Genomic DNA, 16,807 nt, shown 5'->3' with positions numbered 1-16,807 from the left:
CAGCCGTTACCCTCCGCCGCCGATCGCTATCCGCGAACGGCCTGCCGGACGGGCACGTCCGGGTCGGCGATCGCCGCCGGGTCCACCGGCGTCCCGGCGGCGATCACCCGCCGCGCCTGCACCAGGTCGCGGGGCCGGTCGACGGTGAGGATCGCGTCGAGGCGGTCGCCGGTCAGCCACACCGCCGCCCACTTGCGGCCGGCCGGGTCGCCGCGGTGGACGAGCCGCTCGGACGCGGCGTGGCTGCCCGCGTACTGCACCATGCGGCCGAACTGCTCGGACCAGAAGTAGGGGGCGGCGTCGTAGCGCGCGTCCGCGCCCAGCAGGGCCGCCGCGGCGGTCTCGGGGGCGTTGAGGGCGGTGTCCCAGTGCTCGACGAGGAGCCGCCGGCCGTAGCGCTCCGACCACCAGGCGGCGCAGTCGCCGACCGCCACGATGTCCGGGCGGAGCGCTCCGGGCTCCTCCTCGCCCTGGTAGACGCGGAACGAGCCGTCGGTGACCACGCCGCGCTCGACCAGCAGCCCGGAGCCGTCCAGCCAGGACACGTCCGGGCGGACGCCGACGCCGACCACGACCTCGTCGGCCTCGATCCGGCCGCCGCCGGCGAGGGCGAGGCCGCCCCGCTCGACCTCGGCGACCTTCACCCCGGTGCGCAGTTCGACGCCGGCCTCGGCGTACCAGGGGGCGGTCAGCGCGCCGATCTCGGGCCCGATCGCGTTGGCGAGGGGCGTGTCGGCCGCCTCCACGACGGTGACGCGGCAGCCCTTCTTCGCGGCGGTGGTCGCGACTTCGGCACCGATCCAGCCCGCGCCGACGATCACGATCCGGGCGCCCCCGGTCAGCCGGGACCGCAGGTCGCGGGAGTCGCCGATGGTCCGCAGCACGTGCTGGCGGCCCTCCCCCGGCAGCGTGACGGGGGTGGCGCCGGTCGCGATGACCAGTCCGTCGAACGGCAGGTCGCCGGCGGTGGTGGCGAGCACGCCGCCGCGCCCCGGCGCGGCGGGCCGCAGCGCGGTCGCGCGCTCGCCGAGCAGCAGCTCGCAGCGCAGCGCCGCCCAGTCGGCGTCGACCGTCGTGTCGTCGGAGTCGCCCGCGAGGACGGCCTTCGACAGCGGCGGCCGGTCGTACGGCCGCTCGCGCTCGGCCGACACGAGCGTCAGCGCGCCCTCGTACCCCTTGCTGCGCAGGGCTTCCACGGCGCGCACGCCGGCCAGCCCGCCACCCACGACGATGACCCTGTCCATGAAGGGCAGCCTAATGCGCCGCCGATTTCGGGTGGACACCTGTCCAGGAGTTGGACGGCGCGATCGAGGTCGTAAGGTAGGGATCAGGTAAAACATCACAGAGCGCGGGAGTCCGGTGCGACCGGGCTGAGAGGGCGGCTGACCGGGCCGCCGACCGCCGGACCTGATCCGGATCATGCCGGCGAAGGGAGCGCGCATGCAGATCGTGATCGTCGGGGCGGGCGTCATCGGCCTCGCCACCGCCTGGCGGACCGCCGCGGCGGGAGGCGGCGGGGTCACCCTGGTCGACCCGTCCCCCGCGAGCGGCGCCTCGTCGGTGGCGGCGGGCATGCTCACCCCGGTCAGCGAGCTGACCTACGGCGAGGAGCCGCTGCTGCGGCTCGGCCTCGCCTCCCGCGACCGCTACGGCGCCTTCGTCGCCGAGCTGGAGGAGCTGACCGGCCTCGGCACCGGCCACCGCACGGACGGGCTGCTGCAGGTCGCGTTCGACGCCGACGACCTGAAGTACCTCGACGACCTGCGCCGCTTCCAGGAGAGCCTCGGCATCCCCGCCGAGGCGCTGACCGGCCGGGAGAGCCGGCGGGCGGAGCCGATGCTCGCGCCCGGCGTGCGCGGCGGGCTGCTGGCCCCCGCCGACGGCTCGATCGACCCGCGCCGCCTCACCGCGGCCCTGCTCGCCGCGTGCGAGCGGACCGGCGTCCACCTCGTCCGCGAGCGGGCCGCCCGGATCGTCGTCGAAGGCGGCGCGGCGGCCGGCGTCGGGCTGGACGACGGGACGGTGCTGCGCGCGGACAGGGTGCTGCTCGCCGCCGGGCCGTGGTCGGGCGACCTGGAGGGGCTGCCGCCCGGGAGCGTGCCGCCCGTCCGCCCGGTGAAGGGCCAGGTGATCCGGCTCCGCACCCGGGTTCCGTTCCTGCGCCGCACGATCCGCGGCCTGGTGAAGGGCTCGTCGGTCTACCTGGTGCCGCGCGCGGACGGCGAGATCGTCCTCGGCGCCACCCAGGAGGAGCTGGGCTTCGACACGCGGGTCACCGCGGGCGGGCTGTGGGAGCTGCTGCGCGACGCCCGCGAGCTGCTGCCCGGCATCACCGAGCTGGAGTTCGCCGAGGTCACCGCCGGGCTGCGCCCCGGCTCCCCGGACAACGCGCCGCTGATGGGGCCGTCCGCGCTGCCCGGCCTGCTGCTCGGCACCGGGCACTTCCGCAACGGCGTCCTGCTGGCGCCGGTGAGCGCCGACATCCTGTCCGCGATGCTGCTGGACCGTCCCGTCCCCGAGGTCGCGGGGCCGTTCGCCCCGGGCCGCTTCTGCGAGGTGCAGGCATGAAGGTGACCGTCAACGGCGAGCCGCGCGAGCTGGCCGAGGCCGCGAGCGTGGCCGAGGCGGTCGCGTCCGTGACCGCCGCGCGGACCGGTGTGGCCGCCGCGCTGAACGACGAGGTCGTCCGCCGCTCCGCGTGGGAGACCACGCCACTGAGCGACGGCGACCGTTTGGAAGTGCTGACCGCCGTGCAAGGAGGCTGAGGTGGAGAAGGACGCACTGGTCATCGCCGGGGAGGAACTGGACTCGCGGCTGATCATGGGGACCGGCGGGGCGCCGAGCATGCATGTGCTGCGGGAGGCGCTGACCGCGTCCGGGACGGCGCTGACCACGGTCGCGATGCGGCGGGTCGACCCGTCGGCGCGCGGCTCGGTGCTGGACGTCCTCAAGGAGTGCGGCATCCGGGTGCTGCCGAACACGGCGGGCTGCTTCACCGCCGGGGAGGCCGTGCTCACCGCCAAGCTCGCCCGCGAGGCGCTCGGCACGGACTGGGTCAAGCTGGAGGTGATCGCCGACGAGCGCACGCTGCTGCCCGACCCGATCGAGCTGGTGGAGGCCGCCGAGCAGCTCGTCGACGACGGCTTCACCGTGCTGCCGTACACCAGCGATGATCCGGTGCTGGCGCACCGGCTGGAGCAGCTCGGCTGCGCCGCGGTGATGCCGCTCGGCTCCCCGATCGGGTCGGGCCTCGGCATCCGCAACCCGCACAACATCGAGCTGATCGTCGAGCGGGCGGGCGTCCCGGTGATCCTGGACGCCGGGCTCGGCACCGCCTCCGACGCCGCGCTCGCCATGGAGCTGGGCTGCGACGCCGTGCTGCTCGCGACCGCGGTCACCCGCGCCCAGGACCCGGCCCGGATGGCCGCGGCGATGCGGCACGGGGTCGAGGCGGGGCGGCTCGCCCGGCTGGCCGGGCGCATCCCGCGGCGCCGCTACGCGCAGGCGTCCTCGCCGTTCGAGGGGCTCGCGACCTCGTAGCAACGCTAAAGCATCGCCTATAGAATTATTCGCTGGACCTGAAACCTGCGCCTTACCAGACTGGGTTCGCTCACCCCGGACATGTCGCAACCTGGCATGTCATTTCGGTGTTCATGGAAACGACCCATACCTAAGGTGCGTGACATGCAGCAGGAGAACACGGGTCGCGTCGACAAGCGCGCGGTCGCCGCCGCCACGGTCACGGTCGTGCTGTGGGCGTCCGCATTCGTCTCGATCCGCAGCGCCGGCGCCGAGTACGGGCCCGGCGCGCTCGCCCTCGGCCGCCTCCTGTCGGGGACGGTCGTCCTCGGCGTGCTCTGGGCGATCCGGCGCGAGGGACTCCCGCCCCGGGCGGCGTGGCCCGGCATCGTCACCGCCGGCGTGCTGTGGTTCGGCGCCTACATGGTCGCGCTGAACTGGGGCGAGCAGCTCGTGGACGCGGGCACCGCCGCCCTCGTCGTCAACATCGGGCCCATCCTGATCGCGCTCCTCGGCGGCTGGCTGCTGAAGGAGGGGATCTCGGCCCGGCTGGTGGCCGGGATGGCCGTCTCGTTCGCCGGCGCCGCCGTCGTCGGGCTGTCGATGTCCGGGGACGGCCGCGCGTCCGTCGGCGGGGTGCTGCTGTGCCTCGCCGCCGCCGTGACCTACGCGGCGGGCGTGGTGAGCCAGAAGCCCGCGCTGCGGCACGCCTCCGCCCTGCAGTTCACCACGTTCGCCTGCGGGATCGGCGCGCTCGCCTGCCTGCCGTTCGCCGGGCAGCTGGCCGAGCAGGCCGCCCACGCCCCCGCCGGCGCCACCCTCAACATGGTCTACCTGGGCGTCTTCCCGACCGCGCTCGCGTTCACCACCTGGGGGTACGCGCTGGCCCGGACGTCCGCCGGGAAGATGGGCGCCACCACCTACGCCGTGCCCGCCCTCGTCGTCGCGATGTCGTGGCTGTTCCTCGGCGAGGTCCCCGGCCTGGTCACCCTCGCGGGCGGCCTGCTGTGCCTGGCCGGCGTGGCCGTCTCCCGCAGCCGGGGCCGCCGCCGCGCCACTCCCGCCCCAGAGGCATCACCCCAGGGGCTCATGGATGCTCATACTCGCGGCTGATGAGTTCCGCTTCGGTTCACCCGTAAACTCGCACCGATGGACATGACGGTCGCTGATCCACTCGTCGGGCGGATGCTCGACGGGCGCTACCGCATCGAGTCCCGCATCGCGCGCGGCGGGATGGCCACGGTGTACCTCGCGCGGGACGTCCGCCTCGACCGCACCGTCGCGATCAAGGTGATGCACGCCGGGCTCGCCTCCGACGAGGACTTCGTCACCCGCTTCATCGGCGAGGCGAAGGCCGCGGCGGCGCTGTCGCACCCGAACGTCGTCGCGGTCTACGACCAGCGCACCGACGGGGAGCACGTCTTCCTGGTGATGGAGTACGTGCCGGGCCGCACGCTGCGCGAGGAGCTGACCGCGCGCGGCCGGCTCGGCCCGCGCGCCGCGCTGGAGATCATGCAGCCGGTGCTGGCGGCGCTCGGCGCCGCGCACCGGGCCGGCCTCGTGCACCGCGACGTCAAGCCGGAGAACGTGCTCATCACCGAGGACGGCCAGGTCAAGGTCGCCGACTTCGGGCTCGCCCGGGCCGAGACGGCGAGCAAGATGACCAAGACCGGCGTGATCATCGGCACGGTCGGCTACCTGGCGCCCGAGCAGGTGCTGTCCGGCGACGCCGACTTCCGCTCCGATGTCTACGCCGCCGGGATCATGCTGTTCGAGCTGCTCACCGGCCGGCTCCCGCACCAGGGCGACACGCCGCTCGCGGTCGCCTACAAGCACGTGAACGAGACGGTGCCGCCGCCGTCCACCCTCGTCCCCGGGCTGCCCCCGCAGGTGGACGCGCTCGTCACCGACGCGACGAGCCACGACCCCGCCCGCCGCCCGCACGACGCGAACCAGTACCTCGCCGAGGCCGCCGAGGTGTTCGGCGGCCTGCCCCGCGACTTCGACCGGCGGCTGGAGGAGTCGTCCCACCGCGCGACCAGCGTGCTGGAGGCGCCCGCCCCCGGGCACACCGCCGTCCTCGACCCCCGCGTCGAGCCGACCGCCGACCACCCTGCGCAGCGCACCCGCACCGACCGCGCGATCGGCGCGCTGACCGGCCGGTACGTCCTCGTCGCCATCGGCGCGATCGCGGCGCTCATCCTCGGCTGGGCCGTCTGGTACCAGACGTCCGGGCAGTACGAGCACGTCCCGTCGTCGATCATCGGCATGAAGGTCGCCGACGCCCGCGACCAGCTGCAGTCCAAGGGCCTGGAGGTCCGCACGGCGAAGGCGGTCTACGACGACCGCGTCCACAAGGGCGGCGTCGCCAGGTCCGACCCGCCCGCCGGCGCCCGCCTCGCCAAGGGCGAGCCGGTCACGCTGACGCCGTCGAAGGGCCTGACGCCCCACGAGGTCCCCGACGTCGAGGGCAAGCCGCTCGCCGACGCCAAGAAGACCCTGGAGGACAAGGGCTTCACCGTCGGCCGGACGAGCACCAGCCCGTCCCAGACCGTCGGCAAGGACCGGGTCATCAGTACCGACCCGGAGGCCGGCCGCAAGCAGTCCCCCGACGAGCCGATCGCGATCGTCGTCTCCACCGGCATGTCCATGCCCGACCTCGTCGGGCAGAACGGCGACGCCGCCGCGAACCAGCTGCGCTCGATGGGCCTGAACGTCAACGTCCAGAAGAAGAAGGTGGACGGCAAGCAGCCGAACACCGTCGTCAGCCAGGCCCCCTCGGAGGGCACCGGCGTCTCCCGCGGCGACGACGTCACCATCGTCGTCAACAAGCGCGACTGCATCGTGGACGCGGGCCCGATCCAGCTCGGCTGCGACGACGGCGGCGGCGAGGAGAAGATCCCCGTCCCCAACGTCACCGGCCGCACGGTGGACGACGCCAAGAAGGCCCTCAAGGACTCCGGCTTCAAGGTCAACGTGACGGGCATCGGCGGCAACGTCGTCCGCTTCCAGTCCCCCTCGAGCGGCGAGGCCCCGCGCGGCTCCACCGTCACCCTCGTCAAGGGCCCGTGACCGGATACGCTGAACCGGCTATGACCTCACCGAACAGCCCCGTCGGGGCCCATGTCCCCGTGGCCGGCGGCCTCGCCACCGGCGGCCTGAAGTACGCCGCGCAGATCGGCGCCGAGGCGATCCAGGTGTTCGTCGCGAACCCGCGCGGCTGGGCGCTGCCCGAGGGCAAGCCCGCCGAGGACGCCAAGCTCCGCGAGCACGGCATCCCCGTGTACGTGCACGCTCCGTACCTGGTCAACTTCGGTTCGCCCACGCCCGAGACCCTCGAGAAGTCGATCGCGACGGTCCGCCACTCCCTGGTCCGCGGCCGGGCCATCGGCGCCCGCGGCGTCGTCGTCCACACCGGCTCCGCCGTGAGCCAGACCTACGACGAGGCCATGGCCCAGGTCCACGAGCACGTCCTCCCCCTCCTGGAGGAGATCCCCGAGGACGGCCCCGACCTCCTCCTGGAGCCCATGGCCGGGCAGAACAACATGCTCTGCGCCATGGTCCAGGACCTCGGCCCCTTCTTCGAGAAGCTGGAGCACCACCCGAAGCTCGGCGTCTGCTTCGACACCTGCCACGCGTTCGCCGCGGGCCATGACCTGGCCGCCCCCGGCGGCGCCAAGCAGACCATCGACGCCCTGGTCGCCACCGTCGGCGAGGGCCGCCTGAAGCTGATCCACGCCAACGACTCCAAGGACCCCTGCGCCTCCGGCCGCGACCGCCACGAGAACATCGGCGCCGGCCACATCGGCGAGCACCCCTTCGCCGACCTCTTCGCGCACCCCGCCGTCCAGGGCCTCCCCTTCCTGATCGAAACCCCGGGCCGAGCCCCCGAACCCCACGCAAAAGACATAGAAACCCTCAAGCGCCTCCGCACCGCATAGAGCAGTAACCCAGCGAGCCGCCAGGCGAGCCGCACGGCAAAACCGCAACCCACTACTGCGACGGCACCGGCCACCACCTCAGCCCGGCGACAACCTGGGCCGTCGCGATTGCGTCCGAAGGCAGGTCGCGAGCGAAGCGAGAAACCTGATCGCGCAGCGAGCCGCAAGGCGAGCCGAAGCGATGCAGCAATCGCACTTTTGCCCGCCGAAGGAAGGCGCCCTAGCGCCTGACGCCAAGGGCAAAAAACAAATACGACTCGGACGCCGCTGAACAACCCCCCGACTGTTCAGCGGCGCCCGAGCCACAGGCCGCCGGATCCCACCCCCCCGGTACGGGATCCGGCGACTCCGATCCGGCCTGTGCCGGATCTCCGGGATTTGCTGTTGTGGGAGGTTCCGCGGCCGAGGGGCCGCCCGCCCCTCCGGTGGCGGTGTGGCGTGTGGTGCCACTGAGAACACTAGACGCGCGGCACGGCCCGGCGGCACCAGGAGAACACGGGCATCGGCGAACGGTACGTAGTCATAGATGTGCGTAGCGTAGTCACGCGACGAGCGGTCGGTCCGGCGGGACGAGCGGTCGGGCGCGGACGGTCCCCGCGGCACGGGTGCCGTTCGTGGCCGGATCGCGGGGCTTCACCCGGCGCGGAGGTCCTCGGGGAGGTGCAGGCGGCGCAGGGCCCCGTCGGTGTGGCGGGGGACGCGGCGGCGGGTCAGCAGGGACACCGCGACCATGGTCGCGAAGGCGGCCGGGGCGATCAGCAGGACGGGCTGGTCCAGGACGGTCGCCGGCCAGCCCGTGGGCGCGTCGCGGAAGAGGCGGGCGAGCCCGGCGGCGACGGCGAGACCGCCGCCGGTGGCGAGGCCCGCGGCGGCGCCGGCGGCGGTCAGCCCGCGCCACCAGATGCCGAGCAGCAGCAGCGGGCACAGCGAGCAGGCAGAGACGCCGAGGGCCATGGTGACCAGGCCCGCCGCGCCCTGCGCGCCGAGGCCCGGCAGCAGGACGAGCGGCGCGGCGAGCGCGACCAGGACGCCGCGCCGGAACGCGGCCGGGCCGGCGCGGCGGGCGCACTGCGCGAGCGTCCCGCCGATGGCGACGGCGAGGCCGCAGGAGGTGGCGATGAACGCGGCGAAGGCCCCGGCGGTGACGAGGCCGGTGAGCAGCGCGCCGGGCGGCCCGGGGATGATCCGCTTCGGGAGCAGCAGGAGGGTCGCGTCGGTGTCGCCGGTCATGAGGAGTTCGGGCGCGTACAGGCGTCCCAGCGTCCCGTAGAGGACGGGGAACAGGAAGAACAGGGCGAGGAGGACGGGTACGATCGCGGCCGTGCGGCGCGCGGCGCTTCCGGACGTGCTGGTGTAGAAGCGCATCAGGATGTGCGGTAACCCCATCGTGCCGAGCAGGATGGCCAGCATCGCCGAGTAGGTGCGGAACAGTTCGTGCCGATCGCCGCGCGCGAACGGTGTCGCCCAGGTGCCGCCGTCCTGGACGGGCAGGCGCTCGGCGTGCGGCACGGGCGTCCCGGCGGGGAAGACCACGGTCGTGCCGCGGCCGATGGTGTGCCGCCCCGCGGGCAGGCGGACCGCGCCGCCGTGCCGGTGGGCGCCGTCCACGCTGCCCCGTGCGGTGACGGTGACGTCGGCGGGGACGGTGACGGTCACGCCGGTGCGGACGTCCACCCGCGTGGCCTGCTCGAACCGCGGGACGCCGGCGCCGAGCGGGCCGGGGGCGCCGTGCAGGTGCCACATCCCGAGCAGCGCGGCCGCGGGCACCGCCACCGCGACCAGCTTCACCCAGTACTGGGCGGCCTGGACGGTGGTGATGCTGCGCATCCCGCCGGACAGGACGAGCGCCAGCGTGACGGCGACCACGACGGCCCAGCCGGCCCAGGCCGGGGCGCCGGTCAGCACGCGCAGCGTCACGCCCGCGCCCTGGAACTGCGGCAGCAGGTAGAACCAGCCGGCGAAGCAGACGCAGCCGGTGACGAGGTGGCGGACGGCGCGCGAGCCGAGCCGCCATTCGGCGAAGTCGGAGAGCGTGTAGGCGCCGGAGCGGCGCAGCGGCGCGGTCACGAACGCCAGCAGCAGGACGTGCCCGGCGGTCGCGGCGATGGGCAGCCACAGCATGTCGGCGCCGTAGGCGAGGACGAGCCCGGCGGTGCCGAGGAAGGCGGCGGCGGAGATGTACTCGCCGCTGATCGCGGACGCGTTCCGCCAGGGCGTGACGCCGCGCGAGGCGACCAGGAGGTCGCAGGCCGTGCGGGCGGAGCGGCGCCCGTACACGCCGAGCGCGGCCGTCACCCCGAGCAGCACGGCCGGCGCGATGAGCGCGGCCGCCGCGGCGGGCGCGGTCACCGGCGGTCCAGCGCGCGCTCGGCCCGTTCGGCCCGTCTCAACTGGCGGACCGCGACCGCGATCCAGACCGGCTGGACGCCGGCGGCGAGGACGAGCCACAGCACCGGCAGCCCGTGCGCGCGGACGCGCGCGACCGGCGGGACGAGCGCCAGCAGCGGCAGGCCGGCCAGGACGGACATGACCATCGCGCAGGTGCCGAGCGCGGTCCGCAGCTGGGCGCGGATCAGGGCGCGCGTCTCGGCCGGGCCGGGCGGCCCCGGCGGGGCAGTGCCGGACGCGGCGGATCGGGGCGGGCCGGTATGGAGCGGGTCGGCGTCCGGTGCCTCGGGGGCGGCGGCCCGGGCGGCCGGCCGTGCGGCGCCCTCCCCCGCCGCGCGGACGGCGGGCTCCGCCGGCAGCACCGCCCGGTGCTCACCGGCCATCGCCCGCCTCCTCGGCCGCGCCGCCCGCCGCCGCGCCGCCCGCCGGACGGCCGGCGTCCGGCGGGCCGCCCTCCGGGTGGTGGAACCGGCGGACCAGGCGGTCCCGCACCTCGCGGGTGTGCCGGCGGCTGACCTGCAGCAGCTCGTCGCCGATCCGGACGGCGGCGCGGCCGCCGTCGAAGCGCACCTCGGTGATGTGCGCGGACGCGACCAGGGTGCTGCGGTGGATCCGGATGAACCCGGCGGTCTCCCACCGCTTGGTCAGCGCCGACAGCGGCATCCGGACCAGGTACCCGCCGTCGGCGGTGTGCAGCCGGACGTAGTCGCCCTGCGCCTCCACGTGCGTCACCGTGCGGCGGGAGACGAGCCGGGTGCGGCCGCCGAGCTCGACGGGGATCAGCTCGTCGTCGGGCGCGGGGGCCTCCGGGGCGGGCGGGCCCGTGCGGTGCACGGCCTCGGCGACGCGGCGGACCGACTCGGCGAGCCGCTCCTGCCGGACCGGCTTCAGCAGGTAGTCGAGCGCGCCGAGCTCGTAGGCGGTGACGGCGCAGTCGTCGTGCGCGGTCACGAACACCACGTGCGGGGGCGCGGAGAACCCGGTGAGCAGCCGGGTGAAGTCGAGCCCGTCGAGGCCCGGCATCCGGATGTCCAGGAACACGGCGTCGAGGCGCTCGCCCTCCACGAGCATGCGGCTCAGGTCGCGGAGCGCGCACGAGGCGTCCCCCGCGCCGGTGACCTGCCCGATCCGCGGGTCCTGGCGGAGGAGATAGGCCAGTTCCTCCAATGCGGGGCGTTCATCGTCGACGGCGAGGACGTGGAGCATGAGGGCGACTTTGCCGCGATTACCGTCCGTCCGCAATCGATTCCAGGAAGTGAGTGTCGCGCCGCGGGGCCGGGCGTCACTCCAGAAAGACCCCTGGACGGCACTTCGGCACGCGTAATCTGACCTTGGTTCCGGCGCCGAGCGCTGTCTCGACGGTGAGCCCGTAGTCCTCGCCGTAGACCTGCCGCAGCCGCTCGTCGACGTTGGCGAGGCCGATGCCCGGGTCGGCGCGCCCGTCCTTGCGGGGCCGCGCCGGGACGCTGCCCCAGCCGGTCGGGCCGGGCCGGCCGAGCGGCGCGGACAGGATCTCCTGGAGCCGCTCGGGGTCCATGCCGGCGCCGTCGTCCTCCACGCTGATCGCGGCCTCGGCCCCCGAGTCGCGCGCGACGATCGTGATGTGGAACGGCCCGCGCCGCCCCGCCATCCCGTGCCGGACGGCGTTCTCGACGAGCGGCTGCAGCGCCAGGAACGGGACGGCGACCGGCAGCACCTCCGGCGCGACGTCGACGCTGCACTTCAGCCGCTCGCCGAACCTGGCCCGCTCCAGCAGCAGGTAGCGGTCGATGGAGCGCAGCTCGTCGGCGAGGGTGGTGAAGTCGCGGCCGTCGCGGAAGGAGTAGCGGGCGAAGTCGGCGAAGTCCAGCAGCAGGGCGCGGGCGCGGGCGGGGTCGGTGCGGACGAACGAGGCGATCGTGGTCAGCGAGTTGTAGACGAAGTGCGGCGAGATCTGGGCGCGCAGCGCGCGCGTCTCGGCCTCGCCGAGCCGGACGCGGGCGGTGTCCAGTTCGGCCAGCTCCAGCTGCCCGGCGACGAACCGGGCCGCCTCGCCGACGGCGCGGATCCGCGCCGCCGTCACGCTGCGCCAGTACGCGGTGAGCGTGCCCTCGACCCGTCCGGCCACGGTGAGGGGCGCGGTCAGCGCGACCTGGACGGGGCAGTGCGGATCGGCGCAGCCGACCGGCTCCGGGGCGCCGGCCCTGGGGCGGCCGGACGCGAGCACGGGCACCGCGAGCCCGACGGCCTCGGCCGCGTGGGCGCCGCCGCCGGCGCCGTCCCAGGCCAGCAGCCGGGGCGCGGCCCGGAAGGGGTCACCGCCCGCCGCGTCGCCGAGGCGGCCCGGGGCCTGCGCGGGGCGCAGGGCGACCAGCGCGACCGCCTCGGCGCCGAGCAGCGGCCGCAGCTCCCGCGCCGCCGTCCGCGCCGCCTCGCCGGTCAGCCCGGCGCGCAGCGGCGGCGACGCCCGCGCGATCAGGCCGAGAGCCGCGAACGCCGCCTCCTCGGCCGGGTCGGCGGGCGCGCGGCGCGGCAGGCGGAACCACCGGCGCAGCGCCCAGACCCCGGAGGCGGCGCCGGCGGCCGCGGCGTGGACCGCGGCATCTGCGACGGACGGTAGGACCATGACGACTTACGGTAACGTCTACCGTCCCCGGCGGTCCGGCCGTTGCCCATTTACGAATGTCTCGGATAGGCCACGCCCTGCAGCACGTCCAGGGCGGCACGTCCAGGGCGGCATGTCCAGGGCGGCGCGTCCTCACAGGGGCGGGGACTCGCCCTCGTCCTCCTGGTAGGAGTAGCGCTGCTCCCGCCACGGGTCGGCGACGTTGTGGTAGCCGCGCTCCTCCCAGAACCCGCGGCGGTCCTTCACCAGGTACTCGACGCCGCGGACCCACTTCACGCTCTTCCACGCGTACAGGTGCGGGACGACGATGCGCAGCGGCGCCCCGTGGTCGGCGGTCAGCCGCTCGCCGTCGTGGTGGGTGGCGAACATGGTCCCGTCGGCGAGGAAGTCGCTCATCCGGATGTTGGCGCTGTAGCCGTACTCGGCCCAGACCATCACGTGGGTGACGTCCGGCGCGGGGGGCGCCAGCTCCACGATCGCCGTGCCGGGGACGCCCTCCCACTCGTTGCCGGGGATCGTGAACTTGGTGACGCAGTGGAAGTCGGAGACCGCCCCGGCCCGCGGCAGCGCGTCGAACTCGTCCCAGGTCCAGCGGTGCTGCCCGCCCGACTCGGTGGCGCCGAAGACCCGGAAGTCCCAGTCCGCGGGACGGAACTTCGGCACGGGGCCGTAATGCAGGACGGGCCAGCCGCGGGGGACGTACTGGCCGGGCGGCAGGTCCCGCGGCTGCGGTGCGGAGTGCTCGGGGTGGGTCATGACGCGGCCATCCTGCCATCCGGCGTGAGCTGAGCCATATTCGGGGGCGGTGCGAATGGCCGCCGCGCGCATCGGATACGCTTGGGCCCGTGCGCAACGTCGTCTATTTCTTTTGGTACGGCCAGCCCGGGCGGCTGGTCTGCCAGACGCTGCGCTGACAGACCACGGATCGAGAAGCCCCGGGCCCAGTGGCCCGGGGCTTTCTCTGTTTCAAGGGTCGTCCGCGGGGCCCACCGGGGTTCCGGGCGAAACAGGAGAGGCAGCACACGCATGGTCGTCGTCATGGCCCCGGAGGCCAACGAAGCGGATATCAAGGCCGTCGTCTCACTGGTCGAGACGGCGGGAGGTGACGCCTTCGTCAGCCGCGGCGTGGAGCGGACCATCGTCGGCCTCGTCGGCGACGTCCAGCAGTTCGGCGCCCTCAACCTGCGCGGGATGCGCGGCGTCAGCGATGTCATCCGCATCTCGGCGCCCTACAAGCTGGTGAGCCGGGAGAACCACGGCGAGCGCTCGGTGGTGCGGGTCGGCGGCGTGCCGATCGGCCCCGGCACGATGACGCTGATCGCCGGCCCGTGCGCCGTGGAGACCCCGGAGCAGACCCTCGGCGCCGCGCAGATGGCGCAGGCCGCGGGCGCGACGCTGCTGCGCGGCGGCGCCTTCAAGCCGCGCACGTCCCCGTACGCGTTCCAGGGCCTCGGCGAGGCGGGCCTGCGCATCCTCGCGGACGTGCGGGCGGAGACGGGCATGCCGATCGTCACCGAGGTGGTGGACGCCGGCGACGTCGAACTGGTCGCCTCCTACGCGGACATGCTGCAGATCGGCACCCGCAACGCGCAGAACTTCGCCCTCCTGCAGGCCGCGGGCGAGTCCGGCAAGCCGGTCATGCTCAAGCGCGGCATGAACGGGACGATCGAGGAGTGGCTGATGGCCGCCGAGTACGTCGCGCAGCGCGGCAACCTCGACATCGTGCTGTGCGAGCGCGGCATCCGCACCTTCGAGAAGGCCACCCGCAACACCCTCGACATCTCCGCGGTGCCGGTGGCGCAGCGCCTCTCCCACCTGCCGGTCATCGTGGACCCGTCGCACTCGGGCGGCAGCCGCGACCTCGTCCTGCCGCTGACCCGCGCCGCGATCGCGGTCGGCGCCGACGGCGTGATCATCGACGTGCACCCGCACCCGGAGACCGCCCTGTGCGACGGCCCGCAGGCCCTGGTGGACGGCGACCTGCGCGAACTGGCCAAGCTCGTCCGCGACCTGCCCCCGCTGGTGGACCGCGCCCTGACCCAGGCCGAGGACCCGGACACCGTCCCCGCCTGAGTCCCGCCCGGCCCGTGCCCGGCACGGGGCCGGTATCGTCCCTCGCATGGCGTACTGGGTCTCCGACTGCGGGCCGCCGCGCTCCTGACGGGGCGCGGCGACCGCACTCACAGCGAGTTCTGACCCCGGCCCGGCGCGGACACGCGCCCGGCCGGCGTCCTCCTGCGCCCCGAATCCGGAACTTCCTCTTCCGATTCGAGGTCAGGAGCCTCCGTGTCACAGCACACCTTCCTCCGGCACGCGTCCAGACGGGCCGCCCGCGCCCGCTCCGGCGGCGGTGCCGACGTCCTGCTGGCGGCGTCCCTGTGGGGGACGACAGGGACCGTCCGCACGTTCGCCGAGGGCGCGTCGGCGTTCTCGGTCGCCGCGAGCCGCATCGTCATCGGCGGTGCCGTCCTGCTGGTGCTCGCGGCGTGCACGCGCCGGGGCGCCGGGCTGCGGCGGCTGCTCGGGAACCGCCGCAACCTGCCGCTGGTCGGTGTGGGCGCCGTCGCGATCGCGGTGTACCAGACCGCGTTCTTCGTCGCGGCGGGCCGCACCGGCGTGGCGGTGGGCACGGTCGTCACGATCGGCAGCGCGCCCGCGTTCACCGGCGTGATCGGGCTGCTCGCGCGGCGGTCGCGGCCGGCCGGGCGGTGGGCGGTCGCGACCGCGGGCGCCGTCGCGGGCTGCGCGCTGCTCATCGGCGGCGGCCGGGACGCCGGCGTCGAGCCGGTGGGCATCGCCCTGGCGCTGCTGTCCGGGCTGTCGTACGCGGTGTACGCGACGGTCGCGTCCGTTCTCATCGGGCGCGGCGAGGAGGACCGGGCCGTCGCCGGGGCGCTGTTCGCGGCGGCGGCCGTCCCGCTGCTCCCGGTGCTGTCGGCCGGGTCGGGCTGGCTGCTCACCGGGTCGGGCGCGCTGATCGCGCTCTACCTCGGCGTGGTCACCACGGGCGGCGGCTACCTGCTGTTCGCGCGGGGCCTGCGCACCACCCCGGCCACGACGGCGACGACGCTGACGCTGGCGGAGCCGGCGGTGGCCGCGGTGCTCGGCACGGTCCTGCTGGACGAGCGGCTCGGCGCCGCCGCGCTGGCCGGCCTGGCGCTGCTGGCGGCGAGCCTGGTCGTGCTCATCGCGCCCGCCCGGTGGAGAACGCGGCGGTAACAAAATGGTCTGGACCATTGGCCGGAACCGGCGCGGCGAGGATGATGTCCGGCATGACGATGGGCGATGGTGACGCCGGGGGGCGGTTGTTCCCGGAGGACCTGGACGGCGTCGACCCGGTCGCCGCGGTCCGGCTCGCGGACGCGTGCCGCGCCCTGTCCGCCTATCCGGAGCTCGTGGCCGTGGGCACGCTGTTCACGGCCGCCGAGCACGTCCCGGGCGGCTGGCAGGTCGTGTGCCCGTGCGATCCGCTGCCGCAGGGCGTCCGCGAGCTGCTCGCCGGGCGGCTGGAGGACCTGGCGGCGCTCGCGGGCGGCGCGCGCGAGGACGAGCTGCTCGCCGCCGCGCGCGCCGTGCAGGGCGAGGCGGCCGACGAGGTCGCCGCGGCCGGGCGGCGGTTCCGGATCGTACGGATCGAGCAGCTCGTCCGCACCGGCCCGGACGGCCCGGAGCCGCCCCGCCCCACGGACCCGGACCCGCGGCCCGCCGCGGGCCGCGCCGCGTCCGTCCGCCCCTACGAGCTGCTGCCCGAGGACGACCCGGTGTCCGAGCCGGCGGCCGAGCTGCTGTGCCGGCTGCTGGACGCGGCCGCGGCGGCGGGGCACGAGCCGTCCGGCGCGTTCCTCACCCCGGTCGCGCTGGCGCCCGCGTTCACGGTGGCCGAGCGCAGCGAGCGGCGCTGGCGGCCGGTCGGCCGGCTGCACGGCGCGCCGCAGCAGGCCCGCGACGCGCTGATCACCTACTTCCGGCACGTGGTCCCGGCGGTGGAGAGCCCGGCCGACGCGGACGTCACCCGCTTCGCCGAGGCGGCGGAGCTGCTGGAGGCCGAGTCGCGCCGCAACGGCATCGCGGTGGCCGGCCGCCGGTTCCGCATCGTCCGCATCGAGCGCATCACGCTGATGGGCCCGGACGGCCCCGAACCCCCGCGCCCCACGGACTTCGACGCCCGCTGAGGGGCCGACCGGAGCGCCAGCGGAGGTCGGCCCCTCAGCGGGCCGTCCTTTATCGGGGGTGTGGGGGTCGTTCCCCACAATGAAAGGCTGAGGGGGCGACCGGAGCGCCAGCGGAGGTCGCCCCCCTCAGCGGGCCGCGCTCTTATCGGGGGTGTGGGGGTCGTCCCCCACAATGAAACGCT

General features: G+C 74.9%; 15 protein-coding genes and 1 riboswitch. Of the genes, 9 read left to right on the top strand and 6 right to left on the bottom strand.

Translation table 11 applies throughout. The features are described 5' to 3' along the window. Window positions 1-26: 26 nt before the first annotated feature. The gene (locus HUT06_RS15060) at window positions 27-1,244 is read right to left on the bottom strand and encodes an NAD(P)/FAD-dependent oxidoreductase (RefSeq protein WP_176196310.1); all 1,218 of its coding nucleotides are present in this window, start codon (window positions 1,242-1,244) and stop codon (window positions 27-29) included. A 94-nt stretch (window positions 1,245-1,338) separates the two neighbouring features. Continuing rightward, a riboswitch (TPP riboswitch) is annotated at window positions 1,339-1,451 on the top strand. Here HUT06_RS15060 and thiO point away from each other — a divergent pair. The 6 genes from thiO (at window position 1,441) to HUT06_RS15030 (ending at window position 7,460) form a co-directional block, all read left to right on the top strand. Then, window positions 1,441-2,568 carry a glycine oxidase ThiO gene (gene thiO, locus HUT06_RS15055; protein ID WP_176196309.1) on the top strand — a complete coding sequence of 376 codons (1,128 nt, stop codon included), beginning with the start codon at window positions 1,441-1,443 and terminating at the stop codon, window positions 2,566-2,568. It overlaps the preceding riboswitch by 11 nt. Beyond that, window positions 2,565-2,765 carry a sulfur carrier protein ThiS gene (gene thiS / locus HUT06_RS15050; RefSeq protein WP_176196308.1) on the top strand — a complete coding sequence of 67 codons (201 nt, stop codon included), beginning with the start codon at window positions 2,565-2,567 and terminating at the stop codon, window positions 2,763-2,765. Before thiO ends, thiS begins: the two co-directional genes overlap by 4 nt. A gap of 1 nt (window position 2,766) precedes the next feature. After that, a complete protein-coding gene (locus HUT06_RS15045) occupies window positions 2,767-3,540 on the top strand; it encodes a thiazole synthase (protein ID WP_176196307.1) in 774 nt (257 codons plus the stop codon). A gap of 144 nt (window positions 3,541-3,684) precedes the next feature. Further along, window positions 3,685-4,632, top strand: a complete 948-nt coding sequence (locus HUT06_RS15040; RefSeq protein WP_176196306.1) for a DMT family transporter — start codon at window positions 3,685-3,687, stop codon at window positions 4,630-4,632. A 36-nt stretch (window positions 4,633-4,668) separates the two neighbouring features. Beyond that, window positions 4,669-6,591, top strand: coding sequence for a Stk1 family PASTA domain-containing Ser/Thr kinase (gene pknB / locus HUT06_RS15035; protein ID WP_176196305.1), 1,923 nt, complete (start codon window positions 4,669-4,671; stop codon window positions 6,589-6,591). 20 nt (window positions 6,592-6,611) lie between these two features. Beyond that, window positions 6,612-7,460, top strand: coding sequence for a deoxyribonuclease IV (locus HUT06_RS15030; RefSeq protein ID WP_176196304.1), 849 nt, complete (start codon window positions 6,612-6,614; stop codon window positions 7,458-7,460). 633 nt (window positions 7,461-8,093) lie between these two features. On the opposite strand, the gene HUT06_RS15025 is transcribed toward HUT06_RS15030, so the two are convergent. From HUT06_RS15025 to HUT06_RS15005, 5 genes are all read right to left on the bottom strand, one after another. After that, a complete protein-coding gene (locus HUT06_RS15025) occupies window positions 8,094-9,809 on the bottom strand; it encodes a cation acetate symporter (RefSeq protein WP_176196303.1) in 1,716 nt (571 codons plus the stop codon). Continuing rightward, the gene (locus tag HUT06_RS15020) at window positions 9,806-10,231 is read right to left on the bottom strand and encodes a hypothetical protein (RefSeq protein ID WP_176196302.1); all 426 of its coding nucleotides are present in this window, start codon (window positions 10,229-10,231) and stop codon (window positions 9,806-9,808) included. The genes HUT06_RS15025 and HUT06_RS15020 overlap by 4 nt, the downstream gene beginning before the upstream one ends. Further along, on the bottom strand, window positions 10,221-11,054 hold the full coding sequence (locus tag HUT06_RS15015) for a LytTR family DNA-binding domain-containing protein (RefSeq protein WP_176196301.1): 834 nt from the start codon (window positions 11,052-11,054) through the stop codon (window positions 10,221-10,223). Before HUT06_RS15015 ends, HUT06_RS15020 begins: the two co-directional genes overlap by 11 nt. Window positions 11,055-11,130: 76 nt before the next feature. Then, window positions 11,131-12,453: a histidine kinase gene (locus tag HUT06_RS15010; RefSeq protein WP_176196300.1), complete on the bottom strand. Its 1,323-nt coding sequence runs from the start codon at window positions 12,451-12,453 to the stop codon at window positions 11,131-11,133. Window positions 12,454-12,585: 132 nt separating this feature from the next. Beyond that, a complete protein-coding gene (locus HUT06_RS15005) occupies window positions 12,586-13,209 on the bottom strand; it encodes a sulfite oxidase-like oxidoreductase (RefSeq protein ID WP_176196299.1) in 624 nt (207 codons plus the stop codon). A 270-nt stretch (window positions 13,210-13,479) separates the two neighbouring features. Here HUT06_RS15005 and aroF point away from each other — a divergent pair, with 270 nt between their 5' ends. The 3 genes from aroF to HUT06_RS14990 all read left to right on the top strand — a co-directional run bounded on the left by aroF (window position 13,480) and on the right by HUT06_RS14990 (window position 16,625). After that, on the top strand, window positions 13,480-14,526 hold the full coding sequence (aroF, locus tag HUT06_RS15000; protein WP_176196298.1) for a 3-deoxy-7-phosphoheptulonate synthase: 1,047 nt from the start codon (window positions 13,480-13,482) through the stop codon (window positions 14,524-14,526). A gap of 213 nt (window positions 14,527-14,739) precedes the next feature. After that, the gene (locus HUT06_RS14995; protein ID WP_176196297.1) at window positions 14,740-15,672 is read left to right on the top strand and encodes a DMT family transporter; all 933 of its coding nucleotides are present in this window, start codon (window positions 14,740-14,742) and stop codon (window positions 15,670-15,672) included. A gap of 53 nt (window positions 15,673-15,725) precedes the next feature. After that, complete coding sequence (locus tag HUT06_RS14990) at window positions 15,726-16,625, top strand: DUF5954 family protein (RefSeq protein ID WP_176196296.1); 900 nt, start codon at window positions 15,726-15,728, stop codon at window positions 16,623-16,625. Window positions 16,626-16,807: the final 182 nt, after the last annotated feature.

Source organism: Actinomadura sp. NAK00032, from assembly GCF_013364275.1.
Taxonomy (GTDB): Bacteria; Actinomycetota; Actinomycetes; order Streptosporangiales; family Streptosporangiaceae; genus Spirillospora.
This window is presented reverse-complemented; position numbering and strand designations above follow the sequence as displayed.